This is a genomic window from Bacillus sp. NPDC094077 (assembly GCF_050279465.1).
In the GTDB taxonomy this organism is placed as follows: domain Bacteria; phylum Bacillota; class Bacilli; order Bacillales; family Bacillaceae_G; genus Bacillus_A.
This window is the reverse complement of sequence record NZ_JBNNUF010000005.1, coordinates 336,812-354,991: the sequence shown is the minus strand read 5'-3', so window position 1 is coordinate 354,991 and position 18,180 is coordinate 336,812. Positions and strand designations below refer to the sequence as shown.

Annotated in this window: 21 protein-coding genes and 1 tRNA gene; 3 read left to right on the top strand and 19 right to left on the bottom strand. The window is 38.8% G+C overall.

Annotated features, from left to right (window positions below):
* Positions 1 to 22: 22 nt before the first annotated feature.
* Both ACQKNR_RS16035 and ACQKNR_RS16030 read right to left on the bottom strand, forming a co-directional pair.
* Entirely contained in the window at positions 23 to 271 is a 249-nt protein-coding gene (locus ACQKNR_RS16035; RefSeq protein WP_001983650.1) for a hypothetical protein, read from the bottom strand.
* Positions 272 to 555: 284 nt separating this feature from the next.
* The gene (locus tag ACQKNR_RS16030; protein WP_427318727.1) at positions 556 to 969 is read right to left on the bottom strand and encodes a group I intron-associated PD-(D/E)XK endonuclease; all 414 of its coding nucleotides are present in this window, start codon (positions 967 to 969) and stop codon (positions 556 to 558) included.
* A 156-nt stretch (positions 970 to 1,125) separates the two neighbouring features.
* Here ACQKNR_RS16030 and ACQKNR_RS16025 point away from each other — a divergent pair, with 156 nt between their 5' ends.
* The gene (locus ACQKNR_RS16025) at positions 1,126 to 1,740 is read left to right on the top strand and encodes a PH domain-containing protein (protein WP_427318726.1); all 615 of its coding nucleotides are present in this window, start codon (positions 1,126 to 1,128) and stop codon (positions 1,738 to 1,740) included.
* A 311-nt stretch (positions 1,741 to 2,051) separates the two neighbouring features.
* Here ACQKNR_RS16025 and ACQKNR_RS16020 read toward each other — a convergent pair whose 3' ends face one another.
* The 11 genes from ACQKNR_RS16020 to ACQKNR_RS15970 form a co-directional block, all read right to left on the bottom strand.
* Positions 2,052 to 2,252: a cytoplasmic protein gene (locus ACQKNR_RS16020; RefSeq protein ID WP_098890637.1), complete on the bottom strand. Its 201-nt coding sequence runs from the start codon at positions 2,250 to 2,252 to the stop codon at positions 2,052 to 2,054.
* A gap of 217 nt (positions 2,253 to 2,469) precedes the next feature.
* Positions 2,470 to 2,634 carry a hypothetical protein gene (locus ACQKNR_RS16015; protein WP_165770985.1) on the bottom strand — a complete coding sequence of 55 codons (165 nt, stop codon included), beginning with the start codon at positions 2,632 to 2,634 and terminating at the stop codon, positions 2,470 to 2,472.
* A gap of 123 nt (positions 2,635 to 2,757) precedes the next feature.
* Positions 2,758 to 2,931, bottom strand: a complete 174-nt coding sequence (locus ACQKNR_RS16010) for a hypothetical protein (RefSeq protein WP_157349842.1) — start codon at positions 2,929 to 2,931, stop codon at positions 2,758 to 2,760.
* 47 nt (positions 2,932 to 2,978) lie between these two features.
* Positions 2,979 to 3,200 (bottom strand): hypothetical protein, encoded by a 222-nt coding sequence (locus ACQKNR_RS16005; RefSeq protein WP_098890638.1) that lies wholly within the window; start codon positions 3,198 to 3,200, stop codon positions 2,979 to 2,981.
* A 71-nt stretch (positions 3,201 to 3,271) separates the two neighbouring features.
* Positions 3,272 to 4,048, bottom strand: a complete 777-nt coding sequence (locus ACQKNR_RS16000) for a hypothetical protein (RefSeq protein WP_427318725.1) — start codon at positions 4,046 to 4,048, stop codon at positions 3,272 to 3,274.
* Positions 4,049 to 4,074: 26 nt separating this feature from the next.
* Entirely contained in the window at positions 4,075 to 4,314 is a 240-nt protein-coding gene (locus ACQKNR_RS15995; protein WP_098890640.1) for a hypothetical protein, read from the bottom strand.
* Positions 4,311 to 4,577 carry a helix-turn-helix transcriptional regulator gene (locus ACQKNR_RS15990; RefSeq protein WP_098890641.1) on the bottom strand — a complete coding sequence of 89 codons (267 nt, stop codon included), beginning with the start codon at positions 4,575 to 4,577 and terminating at the stop codon, positions 4,311 to 4,313. Before ACQKNR_RS15990 ends, ACQKNR_RS15995 begins: the two co-directional genes overlap by 4 nt.
* A gap of 545 nt (positions 4,578 to 5,122) precedes the next feature.
* Positions 5,123 to 5,482, bottom strand: a complete 360-nt coding sequence (locus tag ACQKNR_RS15985; RefSeq protein ID WP_098890642.1) for a hypothetical protein — start codon at positions 5,480 to 5,482, stop codon at positions 5,123 to 5,125.
* Entirely contained in the window at positions 5,469 to 6,524 is a 1,056-nt protein-coding gene (locus ACQKNR_RS15980) for a phage antirepressor KilAC domain-containing protein (protein ID WP_098890643.1), read from the bottom strand. The genes ACQKNR_RS15985 and ACQKNR_RS15980 overlap by 14 nt, the downstream gene beginning before the upstream one ends.
* 23 nt (positions 6,525 to 6,547) lie before the next feature.
* On the bottom strand, positions 6,548 to 6,853 hold the full coding sequence (locus ACQKNR_RS15975) for a hypothetical protein (protein WP_097999985.1): 306 nt from the start codon (positions 6,851 to 6,853) through the stop codon (positions 6,548 to 6,550).
* Positions 6,854 to 6,869: 16 nt separating this feature from the next.
* Positions 6,870 to 7,514 carry a helix-turn-helix domain-containing protein gene (locus tag ACQKNR_RS15970; RefSeq protein WP_240523685.1) on the bottom strand — a complete coding sequence of 215 codons (645 nt, stop codon included), beginning with the start codon at positions 7,512 to 7,514 and terminating at the stop codon, positions 6,870 to 6,872.
* A gap of 1,808 nt (positions 7,515 to 9,322) precedes the next feature.
* Here ACQKNR_RS15970 and ACQKNR_RS15965 point away from each other — a divergent pair.
* Positions 9,323 to 9,898 (top strand): recombinase family protein, encoded by a 576-nt coding sequence (locus ACQKNR_RS15965; protein WP_427318724.1) that lies wholly within the window; start codon positions 9,323 to 9,325, stop codon positions 9,896 to 9,898.
* 619 nt (positions 9,899 to 10,517) lie between these two features.
* On the top strand, positions 10,518 to 12,029 hold the full coding sequence (locus ACQKNR_RS15960) for an RNA-directed DNA polymerase (RefSeq protein WP_427318723.1): 1,512 nt from the start codon (positions 10,518 to 10,520) through the stop codon (positions 12,027 to 12,029).
* 922 nt (positions 12,030 to 12,951) lie between these two features.
* Here ACQKNR_RS15960 and ACQKNR_RS15955 read toward each other — a convergent pair.
* The 6 genes from ACQKNR_RS15955 to ACQKNR_RS15930 all read right to left on the bottom strand — a co-directional run bounded on the left by ACQKNR_RS15955 (position 12,952) and on the right by ACQKNR_RS15930 (position 18,177).
* Positions 12,952 to 14,220 (bottom strand): hypothetical protein, encoded by a 1,269-nt coding sequence (locus tag ACQKNR_RS15955; protein WP_427318722.1) that lies wholly within the window; start codon positions 14,218 to 14,220, stop codon positions 12,952 to 12,954.
* 178 nt (positions 14,221 to 14,398) lie between these two features.
* Positions 14,399 to 14,536 (bottom strand): hypothetical protein, encoded by a 138-nt coding sequence (locus ACQKNR_RS15950; RefSeq protein ID WP_427318721.1) that lies wholly within the window; start codon positions 14,534 to 14,536, stop codon positions 14,399 to 14,401.
* Positions 14,537 to 14,591: 55 nt separating this feature from the next.
* A complete protein-coding gene (locus tag ACQKNR_RS15945) occupies positions 14,592 to 15,278 on the bottom strand; it encodes a hypothetical protein (protein WP_427318720.1) in 687 nt (228 codons plus the stop codon).
* A gap of 745 nt (positions 15,279 to 16,023) precedes the next feature.
* Positions 16,024 to 17,022, bottom strand: a complete 999-nt coding sequence (locus ACQKNR_RS15940; protein ID WP_427318719.1) for a tyrosine-type recombinase/integrase — start codon at positions 17,020 to 17,022, stop codon at positions 16,024 to 16,026.
* A gap of 468 nt (positions 17,023 to 17,490) precedes the next feature.
* A tRNA-Gly gene (locus ACQKNR_RS15935) sits at positions 17,491 to 17,564 on the bottom strand.
* Positions 17,565 to 17,673: 109 nt separating this feature from the next.
* Entirely contained in the window at positions 17,674 to 18,177 is a 504-nt protein-coding gene (locus ACQKNR_RS15930) for a metallophosphoesterase (protein ID WP_427318718.1), read from the bottom strand.
* Between the last annotated feature and the right edge of the window lie 3 nt (positions 18,178 to 18,180).

Below are 18,180 nucleotides of genomic sequence, written 5' to 3'. Positions count from 1 at the left end.
AACCGACGCAGAGGATTTATCATTAATGGAAAGCTTTTATAATTGTGGGGTATATAACAAGGGTAATAATTTGGAGAACAATAATTGCCATAACAATCATGCTAAAATAGAAGATTGGTTTACTTCGCTTCATTAAAAACATAATAATAAGCATCGTACAAGCAAACAAACTTAAGAAGAACAAACTCGTTGTCGAACTAAGTATACCACTCGGGACAAAGAACAATAACACTACACTACAAGTACCTATAATTCCGAATAACCATTCCATTCATTCACTCATTCCCTTTCCCTCTCATGGCAGTTTTCTCTAAGCTATTAAATGTTTTACAACATCAACTACATACGTTAATTTCTCATACGCTACAAATCCAAAAGCAACTGTTAAGCCCGTTACGATTAATCCTTTCATCATTTCTTCCTCCTCGTTTTATCGTTGTTACCTTAATTATAAAAGATTTGCAATTTGTTACCATCGAACTTCCTTACAGTTACCTTACAGAATTGTAAGATTTCAAAAGACATAAAAAACACCTCATATAACTAGAGGCGATTTTACGGAATTTCTCTATAATCATTTGCGGAATTAACTTTTTTCTCTTGGAGATTTTTCGGAGAATCCACTCTCAAACTAGCGGATTTATTAAACGATTTAGGATCGAAATAATAGCATAAATCCGTTTGAGGACAATATATGCAATACACATCTATTTCTCCTTTATTAACTTCTTTTGTTATGACTCCGTTTGCAGTAGAATAACTAGAACGAAATCTAACTTCAAGAATTCCCCTCGAATTCAATTCTCTACATTTCACTTGCACCCTCTTAAATACTCCATCTTTATACACTACAAGATCAAACGGAGAATGTTCCGTTTGTGGTGTTAAAATCATATATCCTTTTTCATACAAATCAACTTGGGCCTTAAAAACTGCTAAATCTCCTTTTGTTTTTGTATGATGGTACACTTTTTCTCAGCACCTTTTTACATATTTTCAAAATAATATTCGTTACTTTTCTTAACTTACCTTCAAATATTTTCGTATTACGAGAAAACACCAGATTAAAATCATGTTAATATATTTTTGTACAATTAAGAATTTAATTTACAAGGGGGATTATGTATGTTTAAAAAAATGGCTGCAGATGTATTAGGACTAAGCGATGTAGGTTCTGTTATTACACCGAAAGATTATGATAAAGTTGATGCTGATGATTACGTGATGCATGAAGATGGAGAGAAAATTTATTTTCTAATTAAATCAAAATCAGATGAATATTGTTTCACAAACAAAGGATTAATCCACCTAGATGGTACAAGTGCGACAAGCAAAAAGCGTACACTACGCCGCTTTAGCTATAGTAAGTATCAAATTAAAAACGTAGCACTTGAAACTGCGGGAACGATTGATTTAGATGTAGAAATTAAGTTTCTAATGGGAGATGAGCATTACTCAATTGATGTTCATAAAAAACATATTGAAGAATTAAAAGATTTATATAAGGCTCTACTTAAAATCGAAGAAATTTCATACGACAACGATATTACATTGCAGTATGCACATAAAAGTCTAGATATGGCTTCTAACACTTTTAGCCGCATTACAAACGCACAAGTAAATCTAGCAGAACAATTTAAAGAAATGAACGAGATCGCCTTTAACTGGCTCGTTGATACGAAGAAACAATATAACGTGAAAGATTATGGTTTTGTCTTTGAAAAGTTTATTAATCACTAAACAAAAAACCTTGTTATCAAAAGATAACAAGGTTTTCTTAGCGTCCCAGGAGAGATTCGAACTCCCGATCCGTCATTTACCTACGATATATAAACGATTCTTTTCTTCGCTTGCTGAGCGTTCATTTGTGCGGTCAACTGACCGTTTTTATTAATTAATATTATACGCTATATAGTAGTTCTACGTCAATGTTGAATGCCTTTTTGTTCTATCAATTCCCTATCGAAAATTCTGACGCATTTAGATGACCCCTAATCCACGGAATAAAAAATAATCGCCTTAAAATGCGAATCTCGGCGCACCTTTCCGCACTATTTTATATATTTTGATCGCAGTCTTAATATATCTTCCTCTTCGCGAATGCCTGCTGATCCCTTCCTCACATTTTTTACTACAGTCCAATTCGGGTCAGTTTCATCACCAATGTTCTGTACCGTGAAGTTACCGTCACCGTATTTGCTCCGACCTTCCACGAGTTTTTCCGTTAAATTATTCTCTTTTGATTTCGCCATCTTTGCGCCATCTCCCTTTTTTATACAACCTTCTCAAACTGTCCAATCAATCACACGTCCAGTCAATTGGAGATCCTCGCTTTCCGCTTCGACTAATTGTAACACACTGTCGGGGATAAGTTCCGATAACGGCTGCCCTATCGTACTTTTCGAATATTATCTCGCTGCGTGCAAAAAAAAGACAGAAACCCGCTAGGATCTCCGTCATGTCTTCGCATTAATTTGTGTTTAGATGTCGAGACATTGCCATCCCGTGAATTACGATCGGTGCCGCCTTCTTCGTTTCCGCGTTTCCTCTCGGTTGGATATCTCTCGATGTAATTCTAGTTGTGATATCCCTTGCATAGTTCTTTGCATCTTGTTTCGTATTGTTCTTCGTCATATTCTCGTCCTCCTTCTTTTAGTTGTTGTTTATATTCCGCTATAACCTTCGCTTTCTCTTCGTCTAGTCGTTTTATATCTCTTTCGATTTCGAATAGTGTTCGCACATTAACACGTCCTTTTCTTATCGTTTGTTTTGTTGCTCTCGCTCTTCGGCGATCTTCTCGGCGATCTCATCCTGTAGCTTTCGGATCTCCGCTTTCTCTACCTTTTCCGCCTCAGCTTGCGCCGCTTTTCGGGCTACCTGCTTTTTATATAGTCGTTGTTCCTCTTCGTATAGTTCGATTAGTGTTGCCATTTTACCGCATCCTTTTCGTTATTATTTTATGTAGCATAATCGCCAACCTAGCGCCAACGATCAAATACATCTACCTCTTTTACGCCTGCATTCCCTCGATTGACTTTCTTTACTATCTGCCATTCGTTAGACTCTACACAACGTACTAGATTGAATCCGTTACGCCCGTGCAAATGCGTCCCTACTCGTAGCATTGTAGTTACGTTCTCTCTATCTGTTTTAGTTAGTTGGTCGAGATTATATAAAACCGCTTCGCCTGTTCTTGTCATTTCGTCGTCTCCCTTTTTGTCTCTATTTAGTGGATCGTAGGGAAGCCGTCAAGCCTCCCCGATCTTCCGTGTTACTTAGTAATAAGTGCGCCTGTCATGTCTGCATGTTCCATCTGTACTTGTAGAATGCGATCGCGATGCACGTTCTTATATGTCTCCGTGTCGTTCGCGTATTCATTTAGATATTTCGAGAACTCATTAAACGCCGCGCCATATTTCGCAGTATCTACGAATGCAGCATTTTCGATCGCCTCGATCGTTTGTAGTACTTCGAATGCTTCGCCCGCTCCTTCGACTTGTGTAGCGCGAACTAGTTTATTGTGTGTATTTCCTAACGCCTGGCGAACTTTGTGCGATGCTTCTACGCTGCCGCCTGCGCTTTGTAATACTGCTTGTCCTAAAGTAAAGAACTCGTCTTGAATGGATCGCGCTAACGTCGGATGATCCGCAGCCTCTACCATTTCCGCTAAGAATTCCGCCGCTCGTGTCGGGTTGACTGCGAATAATACGCGACCTTTTAACTCTTTCATTTTCGCATTAAAGATCGTTTCTTTATTCTTCTCGACCTTCGACGGCTCTTTGTATAGATCTCTTTCCGCTAACATACGAGCCTCGCTGATCAATCTATCGTGAGCCTCTTTTTCTTCTTCGATCATGCAGACCATAACAACCTCGTGTTTTCGTTTTAACTTGTCGATCTGTGCGAGCTGTCCTTTTGCCGTTAACATATCGTTACTTCTGATCTTTGCTTGATTCTCTCGGAAAAGTTTTTGCATCCCTAGTACCTTGCCTGTAAAGTTTCCTTTGATCTTGCGAGCTTCTTGAATTAGGTTTTTTGATGTTTTCATTTTTGTATCCTCCATTTAATTTCGTTTTATTTTTGTTTTCTTTGATCAATCTGATGTAGATAATTGGCGCGGCTGATCACATACAATGCAGCAGCATCGCGCGTCTTTTTGTGTTTTGCTTGTTCATATAGCCATCGCAGTGAACTAAAATTGATCGGTGGCTCGTCTTTTCTCAGCGGCGTCGGCGTGATCTCGATCCCCGCGAGTTGTAAAAGATCTTCGTCGCCTTCGATCGTCATATGATCGTCATGTTGTTTTATGATCATAATCGCTCGTGCGCCTTTCTTTGTAGCTGCTTCATGATGTCTTGCGTTTGGATCGCGTAAAATCGCGCATCGATTAACTTGAAATTCTCTTCACCGACAAAATTAACGATCTTCGCCACGCTCTCAGAATTACATGCCGATCGATTAGCCTCCCACGCTGAGACGCTTTTATGATTGACACCGATTATTTCCGCTAGCTCTCGTTGTGATGCGTTCGCCAACGCTCGGATCAATCGTAGTTTGTCGCTCGTTATCTGATACATTGTTTTTGCTCCTTTCGATGTATACTACATTGACCGGCTGAAGACCGTATAATGTACCATCGTATATTTAAAAAATATGGCAGCGGGGAAACCCGCCACCGCATCATATGTCGGCTTGCGAACGAAACATATTGACGCCTACATAAATTCGAACGAAGACTGGCACTGACGGCGATTCAGCTCACCGCCCAATTGTGTTAATCATGTACTCGATCAATGCGCCTCGCCGTGGATCGGAAGAATCCTACGGCTGGCACTAAGAAGAAAGGAAGGATGAAGAAAGCAATATGTGTCCCGTGTTGCCGCGCTAGTAACTAACGTCGGGAAGCGCTATTTACTAGACCAATGGGGATGCAGCGAGGAAAGGAAGAGGAAACCCCGCCGCTAATGGAGAAACGATCAAACCCACTAAAAGAAGTAGGAAACTAGAAAGAGAAAAAGAAAATCTTCTTCTCAATATATATGTACTTCTATTGAGGTCTAAATTGTACTCGTTGTTCCATTTTTTTTAGATTTTATTCCACCGAAACTTTTCCCCGCATATTTTAGGCGATCGACTTCGCCTGATCAGGTCGGTTATTTTCTAACGCCTCTCTGATCGCTTTGCTTTTCTTCGTCTTCTCGACATAACACGGCTTGCAATGCGCTTTCCTTCCGCCTCGTCCGTTACTAAAGAACTGATCTAGCGGCTTTAACTCTTCGCAGGCTTTGCAATATCGATGATCGATCATTTCCCCGTCGATCTCTATAGGGATGATCAACGTTCTTTTATTCGTGTTTCGTGTGCGATTATTGCACGGCTTGCAGCGTCCTTGCAGTCCATCGAAATTCGATTTGCATTCGTGGAACTGGTCGAGATCCTTATATTTCTTACATTGTGGACATCGTTTTTTACTTTGTTGCATTTTGATCGCCTCCCTTCGCGTGCTTCTCGTATAGATCCGCGATGAACTTCGCGCCCTCTCGCGTTGCTTTCAGACTTTTTCGGATCTTGCCGTTATGATGGTACGTACTTGTTCGGAAATATCTCGCATATTTTAAATTAGCAGTGTAATGACCGTCCGTTTTATCTTTCGCTAGTACTTTTTGATCCTGTAGAAATCTATTTAATTTCATCGCAGAAATATCGCCTATATAATCCTTTCCGACGTTCTCCATTGAAATTAATTCTTTTCCGTTGATCTCGTCGATTTCCGCTCGCGCTTCGTCTCGCTCTTCCGTGATCTTCGCGATATGGCGGTTTTTATAGTCTGCCATTTTCGTAGTGGCTTGCGCTAACTCTAAAACATCGCCGCTCATGATCGCCTTTCCTATCGCTGCCTGCAATTCTAGCTCGTGATCGATTTCTTTTGTGCGCTGCTGATCCGTCGCGTTTCCTTCGATGTTGAGTAGTTGTGTTCGAACTTCCTTCGCGACTTCGCTATCTCGTAACAACATGCCGATTCTCAGGATCGCACGTTTAGGGAATAAAAATGCCTTTGGCGTTCTTGTGGAAATTCCTGTATTTTTGTTTGGTTCATTATGAACTAAACATCTATACTGATCGAGATCTCGTCCGCTTTTTAAGATCATTCCATCGGATTCCAGTTCATCTCGATGTCTTTTATAAATCGTTCTAATCGTATTGATTGGAACTTTATAGAATTTAGCTAGTAGATCCGCCGTAGCTAGTTCAGAATTTGGCAGCAGTAACAGCCCTTTGACTAGATCCAGCGCTTCTACTCTCTCGATATACTTATCACGAAGATCGGCGTTTTCGGGATTAATAAGCGCATCCTGATCAATATTCTCGATTACATCTACTTGATCCGCTGCTGCTACGATTGGCGGCGCGGACGGCGCTGCGGTTGGAAATGGTACAACATTGTTTTTCGGTGTTTCGGCGCTTTTCTTCGCCTGCGGATAGAATTCCTCGTTTAGTTCGATTTTGATTTTTGTATTTTTCATTTTGCTATCCCCTTTATAGTGATTTATAGTTTTTCGTTTGTTTCATAGTCCCAATTATTGAGATCCTGCCCGTTATTGAGCGTGATCTCTACGGAACTTTTTTCATTTATTTTGGACGAACTATGCAAATTCTCGTTGATCAGCGTTTTATTTTCCGCTGCGCCTTCCGTATTCAACTCGATAACAAGATCAGCCGATGTTATGCCGAACCCAACCGCATAGTTACGTTTTTTCTTTCGCTTACGTTTCTTTTTCTTCGCTGCTGCCGCCTTTTTCTCGTCGGATAGATCTAGATAGCGGCGATCAGCTTCGGGGATTTCGATGTACATCGCGAAGCCTCGCTTTCTAGAAACTCATGCTTTCTATATCGTCACTGCTGCCGGTTTTCTTCGCAGCCTGATCAGTTACTTTTCGTTTTTCGATGCGCTCCATGATCTCGTGTTTCTTTTCTTCGTCATTCTTGCGGATCTTCTCGACTGCTAGCGCCTGTTTGTAGTAACGTTCCTCGGCTTTCGGGAATCGTTTGAGTAATTCATCGAATGTTAGCGGTAATAATGGAATATACTCGTTGCTGCGTCCGATCCCTCGGCGGTTAACTGTTACCAACCCGACGTTTTGTAGAATTTTCATGTTATGGTTGATCGTTCTTACTGATTTTCCTGTTTCCATCGCAAGGCGATATTGAGACGGGAATGCTTTCTTTTCTTTCTTATTGAAAAAATCGATTATGATTTGATATAGGATCAACGCGCTTTCTGTTACGCCGTAGTCCTGCATATATGAGTAATAGCGCAGATTGGTCGGCATTTTAATGAAGTCTAGCGTATGATCGTTTTCTTTCGGTGTGATAGACTTGTCGAACATCGGCTGATCGATCTGATCCTTTTGGATCTCCGCTGCTGACTTGCCATAGTTTTCGTGATCCCTGATTTCTTGTAGCGTTTCTTCTACTTGTTGGACTAGATTTTCTGTTTTCATTTCTTGTTTCATTACCCGATCGCTCCCTTTTTCTATTTGGCGGTAAACTGCGTTTCTTAATGTGCAGTACACTGCGTATGATTTGGCGGTAAACTGCGTTTCTCATAAGAAGTAGACTGCGTTTCTCATGTGCGGTTCACTACAGGTCAACTAGATTTACTAAGAACTAGAGTTATTTTAACTAGAGAATATAACTACGTTCTTTTTTCTTCTTTTATTACGCATAGGATGGAATAGGATAGAGCGTGAATAACATCTAAATAATATCCGCCCGTCGCCTCGTCCATACTGCCGTAATTGCTTACGTTAATATAGAGACATTGATCACGGTCGTTTCGGTCAATCTAGCAAAACTTTTTATTGATCCGCTACGAGCTGCCGTGATTTCCTTCCCTTTATATAAACGCTGCCGCCTGATCATTTTCGGTCAACTGATGCGAAATAAATTCGATACCGCTGATCCTGATCCGCTGCCCTCACGTACATAAACGCGTTGATCCTGATCGTTTGGGCGACTGATGCGAAATTTTTTACCGACTGATCTCACCTATAATGGAAGAAACTCGACTACCCGACTTTAAAAATATGTAGCGAAATTTTTTATCGAGTAATGATCGTTTAAATTATCAAGGGGTTGGGTAACTTCGTGAGATCGATTGATATTTAGCCAATAAAAACTTTTTAACGTCTAAATTTGGGCTTCGTTTGAAAGTAAGTCGACATCATGTCCATTTACTCGATCGGAATGCGTCAACGTCTTCGAAAACATAGGCGCTAACTTTTAACGGATCGGGTAAAAGAGCTTCGCTAGGATTTCGTGAGGTAGATCGATCAGGCTGCGCTGCTGATGCGGATCAACTACCCGATTTCAAAATGGTGTGCGCTATTTCTAGACCACTGCTGAACGGGCTGCGGGGGGTACCTTGGAGGATTGGCGCTTTTTTTCGTTTTGGGATGCTACGACATGTCCGACTTTTTAAAAGCTCAGAAACGAAGCGAGAAGACGATCAAAAGAAGTTTCGAAGTTTAGAACTTTAATTTATTCACGAAAAGAATTACGAAGAAGAAACAACAAACGAAAGTTGATCACGAACTTTAATTCGATTCGAAGAAGAAAGAACAACGAACAACAAACGAAACTCAATCGAATAAGAAGATCAATCGAAATCAATCGCAGACTTTAATCAGTTCGAAGAAGAGAACGAAGAAGAAGATCAATAACAATTCTTTAAACGAATTCAATCGCATCGATTAAAGAAGACAACGAACAAGAACGATCTTGATCCGCTGCTGCTGAGATCCACACGATATGATAGATAGTTATGTGGTACGCCGTGGTGTAGTCGTATGCCATGCGCTGATGTGGTGATAATGCACAACATTCATTGTAAGGCATCTGTGAACCTCTCTGATAGCTTCTAGGTTATTCAGATACAATTGTGTTAGTCGATAGTTCATAAGCCGCATGTGTGAGCCTGTATGAGCGTACCTATATACGGCAGGTCATATCAGGGTAATAGTATCGGGGTATCTCGAATAGGTATAGGGCTATTGGTCAAATGATACGGCGGTGTGGTCGATCAGATAACGGCAGGTAGGTACGCCCTATCTCGATCAGGTTGGTCGGCGTGGTCATATGTAGCGGTGTAGTCCGTGATCATACTGCGCAGTGGGTAACACCTTCATAAATAAATACACCTTCATAACTTAACAGTATTGACGGGGTTTTTAACGTGTGATAAGATAGCTACATAAGACACCTTCATAACTTACCTTCAAAAGTGAAGGCGAAGGAGAGGGCAAAAAGGAGAAGATAAACTATGAAATACGGATATGCGAGAGTGAGTACATTAATGCAGGATCTAGAGGCGCAGGAGATCGCCTTACATAATGCGGGATGTGAAATCATTTATAAAGAGAAATTCACAGGAACAACGAAAGATCGCCCGCAGTTCATCGAATTAATGGAGAAGATCAGCGAAGGCGATACGCTTGTAATAACGAAGTTGGATCGATTTGCTAGATCGACAAAAGATGCGATTGAACTCGTAACAGATCTATACGAAAGAGGCGTGATCGTACACGTATTAAATCTAGGCGTGATCGATCGATCTACCGCAGCAGGTAAATTAATGTTTAACGTATTCGCTGCGTTTGCTGAATTCGAAAGAGATATGATCGTCGAGAGAACGCAAGAAGGAAAGGCAATCGCTAAGCAGCGTCCCGACTTCAAAGAAGGTAGACCGAAAAAGTTTAACGAGCAGCGACTAAAAGAGGCGATAGAACTTCGCGATCAAATGAAGTATTCGATGAAAAAGACCGCAGAAGTTACGGGTATTTCATTATCAACACTTGAACGATATGCACGAAAGCAGCGAGAGGCATCGACTAAATAGATCGGTGTCTTTTTTGTATGCGCTGAAATCCTTAGACTTCCAACGCTATGAGATTTGTAGTAGCTTCGTAATTTAATTCGAAAATATTTACGCTAGTCGAGGCGATCAGGTCGGGCGGATCTACTGCGAATGAAAACCCCCTGATTTCGGATCGGCTCTCTCTATATGGCGCCGTGCTGATGTAGCGAAGAGAATGCGCAGATAATCCTACAGATCTACACGAAGTACTACATATATATATCGATGCGCAACGAATAATAACGATCACTACTCGCAACCTATCATAAATCACTACCGAAATGTAGCGAATTGTACCGATCCCTATGAGTTTCGTATATACGTAAATGAATGTAACTATTCTCGTTACACGTAAACCACCGTAAACCCTAGAGCCGAAAGGGTTCCGCCGTTTCATCGAAAATATTACACGAGTTTACATTGAGGTTAGCGCCAACGAAACGGAGAAGAGATTAAGAGAAAAACGGAGGAGACCACTGAAAAAAGTCGTCTTTTTATATGTTAAAATCTAACTATTTGTATGGTAAAATAGATTATACAGATATACGAAAAACTTCTTATTACGTAGAGAACGAAGAAAATGATAACAAGGGAGTATATAATGGGGAAAAAATACTATGAATATATGAGCGAATTATCTTCAAAAGAGCTATACGAGGGACTTTTAGGGCATGGGTTGTTTAGTGATAAATTACCACCGTTTTTAACATCAACAGGATTTCTAAACTATTGTAATACACATACACCCAATTTTAGTAACACAAAAAAGGAACAATCATATATCTTTTATGAAAATATGAGAAATATAAATATACCACGTTCTTTAGGGATACCTACACCAATGTCCTATCATCGTCTTTGCTTACACTTAGAAAGTATTTGGGATAAAATATTAGATCATTTTAAAAATAAAACTCAGCATGAAAAATATAAGATGAGTCAGATTCATATTAGAAAAATGAAAGATAACCCTAAGATTTTTAAGATGAATTATAGCGACTTTAAGAATGACGGAACACCAGAACTTGACTTATTGATGGGTAGTAAATATCAAGTAAATGCTGATATCTCTACTTGTTTTCCAAGTATGTATTCTCATTCAATTACGTGGGCTCTTGTTGGTAAAGAAATAGCAAAACAGAATAAAAATAATCGTAATGAGTGGTATAATGTTTTAGATTTTTATGTTCGAAATACTAAAAATGGTGAAACAAACGGATTGTTAATTGGTCCAGATGCTTCGAATATACTATCAGAAATAATATTAACATCTATTGATTATGAACTGCGTAATGCAGGATGGGATTATATAAGAAATATCGATGACTATACTTGTTATGTTACTAGCTATGAGAAAGGTCAAAGATTTTTAGTGGAATTATCAGAGAAACTTCGAGCTTATGATTTAATACTAAACCATAAGAAAACTCAAATCAGACCATTGCCACTCGCTTCGGTTGAACATTGGGTAAGAAAGTTAGGTAATTATGCGAAATTTAATGAAAATGAACTAATTAACTTTAAAGATGTTAGAAGTTATTTAGATTTATCAATACAATTAATGCAGGATAATAAAAATAACGCAGCTATTTTAAACTTTGCAATAAAAGTCCTGTCAAAGAAAAAAATGACTGCCAATGCTACTGAGTATGTTGTTAAAACTATTTTTCATCTTGCAATCATATATCCTTATTTGATTCCATTGTTAGAAGAAAATTTATTTAAGGCGTTTAAAGTGGAAAGTAAAATGATTAGTAAATTTGCTACATTGATTTACAAAGAGGGTATGAATAACAATAATTTCGAAGCGGTATCTTATGCAATATATTATTCGCTTAAATATGGATTTGTTATAAATGAATTAGACTTTATTGCAATAAGAAAGAGTAATCATTGTATCCTATTATTATTAGCTTTTTTATATTGTAAGCATCATAAGTTATCATCAGAAATGAAAGAATTTAGGAAAATGGCAAATAAATTAAATACAGATGATGAGGATTTTAATCGTAATTGGTTATTTGTATATGAAGTTTTGCCTAAATCGAGTTTAAAAAGTGATTGGAGAATACTCAAAGAAAATGATGTGACGTTTGTAACTGCATTCGAATGAAAAGAAATAAAGGATTAGGGATATTATTAGAGAAGTATTAGACATACAATGTAGCGAAAAAAGACGAGTAAAGCCGCCAAAAAAAGCGGCTATTTTCTATATTGTTCTCGCTCTTTAATTTTCAAAAACGCATCAAGTGCAGCTAATATTTGGTAGAACATCCAAGAGTAATATACTTCTTTATCATAATCCGTTTTTTGTTTAACGTTGTTATGACATAATTGGAAATTGTTTAATAGATTAAAAATATCGCTCGTATCATCTGTTTATCCCCTAATTTTATTTTCATTTCTCCGCGTAAAATCTTCACACATCCCCCTCTTTTTTCCTCTCGCTTATGAAATCGCCAATCATCGCAGTAACAAACGCCAAACCTACCGATAATCCGAATGCAACACCGAATACCGCTACGGCGATAGTGTCAATGACTAGGCTATTAAATTTATATGAGATACTCCGAAATTTATAAACACATTAAAAAGACGCTAGATTTCGGATGGTTAATCCGATTCCTAACGCCGTATATTTAATGTGGTGAGTGCTTCAATATTTAGTTATGGTTTAACTTGGTTATATAGGCGTGTGGTGTCCGCCATTTAATACGATGTCTTTTATAATGCGGTGTGTGGTGTGATCGGGTTCCGTTCGTTTATATACCGACCTTTGCCGCATCTTGTACTGATCCGCTCAGTTCGCCGCCAATCTTCCTAATCCCTCTTTATGTACCGACCTATACCGCCCTCTTTCGCCTAACAAGCAAACGCACCGCAGTCATGGCACTTTCATATCAACGTTTATGCGTAGTTAGTAAACGTCGATACTATGCGGTTTATACATCGCTTGCATAATAGGATAATCCATACGATATACACTACTTGAAGGGTGATTTTCGGAGGAGGGGGCGTGCGTCGGGAGCGTTCGACTATTTTTCGTCTGACTGAAATAATACTTCAACATCGATTTCATCAGTATCATCTATTATGATTATCGGAGCTTTGTTTTGATATCTTATACGTGGGTGGATCTTATTATTTTCATAATCCATCGCATGGATTAATAAAGATAGGTAGTTTCCAGGCAAAGTACGACTATATTTAGGTATTAGTTGCTTTTCGATGAGAAAATCTAACGAAATAGCATTAGAAATATTACTTCTATAGTTGAATATATCTTGTTCAACGTATTCGAGAGATTTTCCATAATCATATGAATTATCTGCGTATATCTGCGAGTTCATTCCCAGTATCTTAAAAACTTCAAACTCATTATGATCAATCTGCTGAATTATATGCCTGTATGTAGGTATTATCGTTTTTAGTTCAAACAGGTAGTCAGTTACTATTTTTCTTTCAATCTCCTTAAATAAACTTAAATCACATTCTAAGAAAGACATGTACCGTATGATATCTTCTTCGTAATGCTCTTTTGTCAATTTTCTATCTTTCGCCTGTGCATAAAGTTCTTTCAGTTGCATTAACTCTGAACCACTCTCATCTAAGTGAACTGGAATTGATTGTAATTCTTTTTTCACCCTACAGTATAGTTCATCTATTTTATCCATAAGTTTTTCTAGCGTGCTATACCTTAATGCTACAAACTTCAAAAGGGCGTCAACTGTGATTTTTTTACTTCCACCATATTCTTCTTCAGCTTTTCTGTTATTAGAGTAGAGACGTAATGAAAACTCTTGACCATCATGAGAAGTGGACCAACTACTAAAAAAACGCACCTTTTTCTCAAAACCTTTTAGTTCGATTTCGTTTCCGTTAACTGAATGAATTCCAAACCAAGAACGGACTTCTTTGACATATTTCTCATCAGTATAATCCCTATCAAACTCTCTCTTTTTGAAAATACTACAATCATTAATATAGGGCTGTTTGTCTTTTGTTGATTGTCCAATAGATAACCACAAATGGTTTACCGCTTCTACAATCATATCAATAGTGACAATAAAATGAGTAAACTCAAGGGAAGTCTTATTCATATTTCTATCCTTCTTAGGCTTCTCTATTCCTTCCACCGCAACTGTTAGCCAATCCATACAAGAACATATCTTACTCCAAATATCTATTCCTTCTGTGCCATAGGAATTTTTATAATCCACAAAAAAGATTCTAACAAATTCATTATTATCATGAACTTTTCCCCTAAAATCATTAATCAACTTCGGGTCCAACTCAGGTATCAATTATCATTTCCCTCCCAGTAATACAACATTTTTATTTATTTTAACATACGCATCAATTGTCCCCAAACATTTCATCTAGCTTATCCGCCACCTCCCTTTGCATTGTCGGCAGCACATGACTATAGGTATTAAGTGTCATCTGATTATCCCCTAATTTTATTTTCTTCGCGTAAAATCTTCACGCGTCCCCCTCTTCTTTCCGCTTGCATATAAAATCGCCAATCATCGCAGTAACAATCGAAGCGGCTGCGGATAGACCAAATACTACGCCTAACCCTCCCGCATATACGTTACCTGACATTTTCGTAATTATCATAACTCCTAAAGCGATCAATGCCAGAATGCCTCTGTCTTTTTCTTAAATCGAACCCTCACGCTATCTCCTCCCTTCTGACGTTCCTTTTACGCAGTCTCTCCTTAAAGCTTCTTATCGTACTTCTAGCGGAATCAAATGATCGCCCCGTCTTTTTCGATAATACTCTAGAGATTTCGGCTTCCGTAACCCTAGCGTAATTCTCCGCCGTATGTATCATCGCATCTAACACAATAAAATCTATTTCCTTCACGCATATATTTTTGTATAAACTTGCGCTAGTCTCTTTGTTATTTATTACGTTATAGATCGCTTTTTCTTCTGTATTATCTATACAATCCTCTAACGTTTCCAACGCGCTAATATCTCCTATCATCGTTAAAGCGTCCCGTTTCTTTCCCCTATTACCGCAGTATTGGCGAACACTTTGATTCAGTAGTACCTTAACCCTCTTATCGAAATTCCCCTTATTTATATCAAACGTTCTGATCGCATACTTAATCTTGCGAAAACAGTCCTCTATGAAGTGTGCCTCATTGTTCATTTTATACCAATTATTTTTTGCTAGCCGTTCGATCAGCGGTATGTAGTGCGCCTCGATCCTCGTTCTATATTTATTATTATCGCATATCCCTATGTAATAATCTTCCACTTCTTTTTCCGCTAATAACGCTATTCTGTTTAATGTTTCGTTTATGTCTTCGCCCTTATTGGCGTATTGTCTTATAGTAAGCCTGTTTTCCATGCGTAAGTCTTCCACCTTTTATAGCGCCTGTGTAGACCTCCGATTTTCAACTCACTTCCGCTAGTGACGTTAAATACCGAATTTATGCTATTGACAATCGATAGACGGCGACTAGCCGAGGTGAGCGAAGCTAGGTTGAGTTGAGCGCAGTTTTCACCCCTATTCGCATAGATAAAAAAATAACGAAGCGTTTAAACTTCGTCATAATTTCGTAGTTTCTATGCAAATAAGAGGTAAGGCGTTTTTACTAGCGTCGGATCGCTTGTAGTGTATCGTAGTAACGCATTCCCCGTCCTTGTGCTTGCACACATATCGACTTTCTACACTACAAAACGTCCCATAGTGCGTAAATCTTTCGATACACCCTGTTACCGTAGTAACAACGTATTTCCACCCTGACCTTTAACGGCAGTCACCACCTAGACCTATACGACGCACGGGGAATGATATGCGTTGAATTGTATAGCGTCTTATTTTCCGACATCGGCTAGACTCACCTGTTCAAGTTTTTAATGTGGTGTTAGGTCATTCCCACGTTCGGAAATTACCGTGACCTACACCTCTTTACGCATGTAAAAGACAATAAGAAACTAAGCCTCTTGCTATCCATTTTTGAAAAATGGTATAATACAAGTGCTAGGTACACGGAATATCCGTTATTTAGTTTTGAGTTGATTATTTTGGGTCACGGACTGCGCCAACAGTCTACCCTACGAGGAGCATCCGCCAAGATGCTCTTTTTTATTTACAAGAAATTTCGCAAGCTTTCCGCTACTTCGTTTTTATCTAAGTGCAGATAACGTGTTGTAACGGATATATCGCTATGTCCTAACGCTTTAGATATCAATGCAACGTTTGCACCTTTCCTCAAGAGATTCTTCGCGAACCCTCTGCGTATGGCGTGCGGATTAATATTTTTAAGCCCATATTCCTTCGCATGTTTAGTCATTCGCTTTGATATAATATTATTCGTCGGACTAGTTAAAACGCTTCCGCCACTCTTCGTAATAAAGAGATAATCATTTTTTACGTTGTATTCTCTTCGAATGATTTCATTTTGTTTCATAAGAACGTCTAGCAATCGTGCGAGAACGTCGTCAAACGGCAGATATATCGATTCATGATTCTTGATAATACCGCCGTCAATACTTAATACTTTCGTATCTAAATCAACGTGTCTATGTTCGAGCTGCGCTAAAGTTCCGACCCGTATTCCCGTCTGATACATAAGTAGAATAGCGGTAGCATCTCTTAAATCTAAGAATCGTGTTAAATCAAGAACCGATAACAAGATATTAATTTCGCGGTCTGTCGCACCTTCTTTAACAGGCGTACCCACTTTGATCTTCACATTTCGCCAAAAGTTAATATCAATCCATCCGTTATCGTGGCAACGTCCTAGAAACGCCTTTAAGCACTTTAAACGAGTTAATTTCGTTTGATTACTAACGTTCATAGACGATAACCACTCGTAAATGTGATTAACATTTAACTCTTCTAAGTACTGCGTGTCTGTTATCTTCGTAAAGTGGCTAACGTGTAAATAGTAGTCATTTATCGTACGCTCACGTAAGCCAGTCGCTTTCATTTGACGCACAACTATTTCTAGCGCTTTATCAATCGTTAAATTGAAGGTATAACGTTTTTCTGCGGTCTCTTTCTTCCGCTGATCGTTTTTCAATCTATCGCTAAAAACATTCGATAAGTCTTCGCTAATCGTTAAAGAATCGCGTCTTTTAGACATAAAAAAATAAGCCCCCTAACTCGTTAGCGACCGCACATTGTACGATTCAACTTACGAATTAGAGAGCTTATATATCGCGGATCTTAACGTCACCGCAAGGTTTTCTTAGCGTCCCAGGAGAGATTCGAACTCCCGACCGACGGCTTAGCTTACCACCATAGCTTTCGCTACCAGCAATTACTGTTTGTAGTCTGGACTATATCTTCACCATTTCAGGTGCGACACGTGTAGTCTCTACGGAACCTCACGATGATTTTCATCATACTTCAGAGTCTTTACCATTAAGATTAACTTAATCATTCAAAACTCCTTGACCTCTTTCAAGATCGTAAGTTTCCTCGGTATTACCATCAGCCGAACTGTTAAGGCTTCACCGATATAGTGTCGTCCACTTTATAGGTTCTTGTTTCCCTATAAAGGCTCCTATTCTTGAAGGCCGTTGCTCTATCCTGCTGAGCTACTGGGACATGGAGCGGGTGAAGAGAATCGAACTCTCGACCAGAGCTTGGAAGGCTCTTGTTTTACCACTAAACTACACCCGCATATGTTATTTTGTTATTTGTTTTAGCGCCGATGTCCTATCGACAATATTTATTATATTTATAACCGCTTATAAAGTCAACACTTTTTTAAAAAAGAGGATAATTTTTCTTATCCTCTTTTAAAAACCGCTTGTTCAACTAGTTGTCCGTCTAATGTTTCAAAACGAACTTCCATTTGATTTTCATCCATTTCTAATAAGGCAAATGTTTTTTCTACACGCTGACGTGGTAATAAAATACTTCCTGGATTGATAAATAAAACTCCATCAATGAATTCCGCACCTAATACGTGAGAATGTCCGAAGCATGCAACTTGCGCTGCCACTTCTTCTGCATGGTACGCTAACGTTTGTAATGTCATTTTCACATTATGACGATGTCCATGCACAACTAAGAAACGAATACCATCTACATCAGTTACAATTTCATCTTGAAAGTTCGCATAATCACAGTTTCCTTTTACAACATGGAAATCTTGCAGTTCTTCATGAGCAGGCGTTAACTCAGAGTCACCACAATGAATCATGACATCTACTTTCTCTTTATATTTCTCTTTTAACTGCTGTAATTCCTTCACAGAGCTATGACTATCGCTTACGATTAAAGCTTTCATCAA

Coding starts and splice junctions, on each gene's coding strand:
- ACQKNR_RS15970 (WP_240523685.1), bottom strand. CDS start 7,514: ATGAAACAAGAAATGAAAACAGAAAATCTAGTCCAACAAGTAGAAGAA.
- ACQKNR_RS16020 (WP_098890637.1), bottom strand. CDS start 2,252: ATGGCGAAATCAAAAGAGAATAATTTAACGGAAAAACTCGTGGAAGGT.
- ACQKNR_RS16010 (WP_157349842.1), bottom strand. CDS start 2,931: ATGGCAACACTAATCGAACTATACGAAGAGGAACAACGACTATATAAA.
- ACQKNR_RS15975 (WP_097999985.1), bottom strand. CDS start 6,853: ATGTACATCGAAATCCCCGAAGCTGATCGCCGCTATCTAGATCTATCC.
- ACQKNR_RS15995 (WP_098890640.1), bottom strand. CDS start 4,314: ATGATCATAAAACAACATGACGATCATATGACGATCGAAGGCGACGAA.
- ACQKNR_RS16000 (WP_427318725.1), bottom strand. CDS start 4,048: ATGAAAACATCAAAAAACCTAATTCAAGAAGCTCGCAAGATCAAAGGA.
- ACQKNR_RS16015 (WP_165770985.1), bottom strand. CDS start 2,634: ATGACGAAGAACAATACGAAACAAGATGCAAAGAACTATGCAAGGGAT.
- ACQKNR_RS15945 (WP_427318720.1), bottom strand. CDS start 15,278: ATGGAAAACAGGCTTACTATAAGACAATACGCCAATAAGGGCGAAGAC.
- ACQKNR_RS15930 (WP_427318718.1), bottom strand. CDS start 18,177: ATGAAAGCTTTAATCGTAAGCGATAGTCATAGCTCTGTGAAGGAATTA.
- ACQKNR_RS15980 (WP_098890643.1), bottom strand. CDS start 6,524: ATGAAAAATACAAAAATCAAAATCGAACTAAACGAGGAATTCTATCCG.
- ACQKNR_RS15960 (WP_427318723.1), top strand. CDS start 10,518: ATGGGGAAAAAATACTATGAATATATGAGCGAATTATCTTCAAAAGAG.
- ACQKNR_RS16025 (WP_427318726.1), top strand. CDS start 1,126: ATGTTTAAAAAAATGGCTGCAGATGTATTAGGACTAAGCGATGTAGGT.
- ACQKNR_RS16005 (WP_098890638.1), bottom strand. CDS start 3,200: ATGACAAGAACAGGCGAAGCGGTTTTATATAATCTCGACCAACTAACT.
- ACQKNR_RS15990 (WP_098890641.1), bottom strand. CDS start 4,577: ATGTATCAGATAACGAGCGACAAACTACGATTGATCCGAGCGTTGGCG.
- ACQKNR_RS15940 (WP_427318719.1), bottom strand. CDS start 17,022: ATGTCTAAAAGACGCGATTCTTTAACGATTAGCGAAGACTTATCGAAT.
- ACQKNR_RS16035 (WP_001983650.1), bottom strand. CDS start 271: ATGGAATGGTTATTCGGAATTATAGGTACTTGTAGTGTAGTGTTATTG.
- ACQKNR_RS15950 (WP_427318721.1), bottom strand. CDS start 14,536: ATGATAATTACGAAAATGTCAGGTAACGTATATGCGGGAGGGTTAGGC.
- ACQKNR_RS15985 (WP_098890642.1), bottom strand. CDS start 5,482: ATGCAACAAAGTAAAAAACGATGTCCACAATGTAAGAAATATAAGGAT.
- ACQKNR_RS15965 (WP_427318724.1), top strand. CDS start 9,323: ATGAAATACGGATATGCGAGAGTGAGTACATTAATGCAGGATCTAGAG.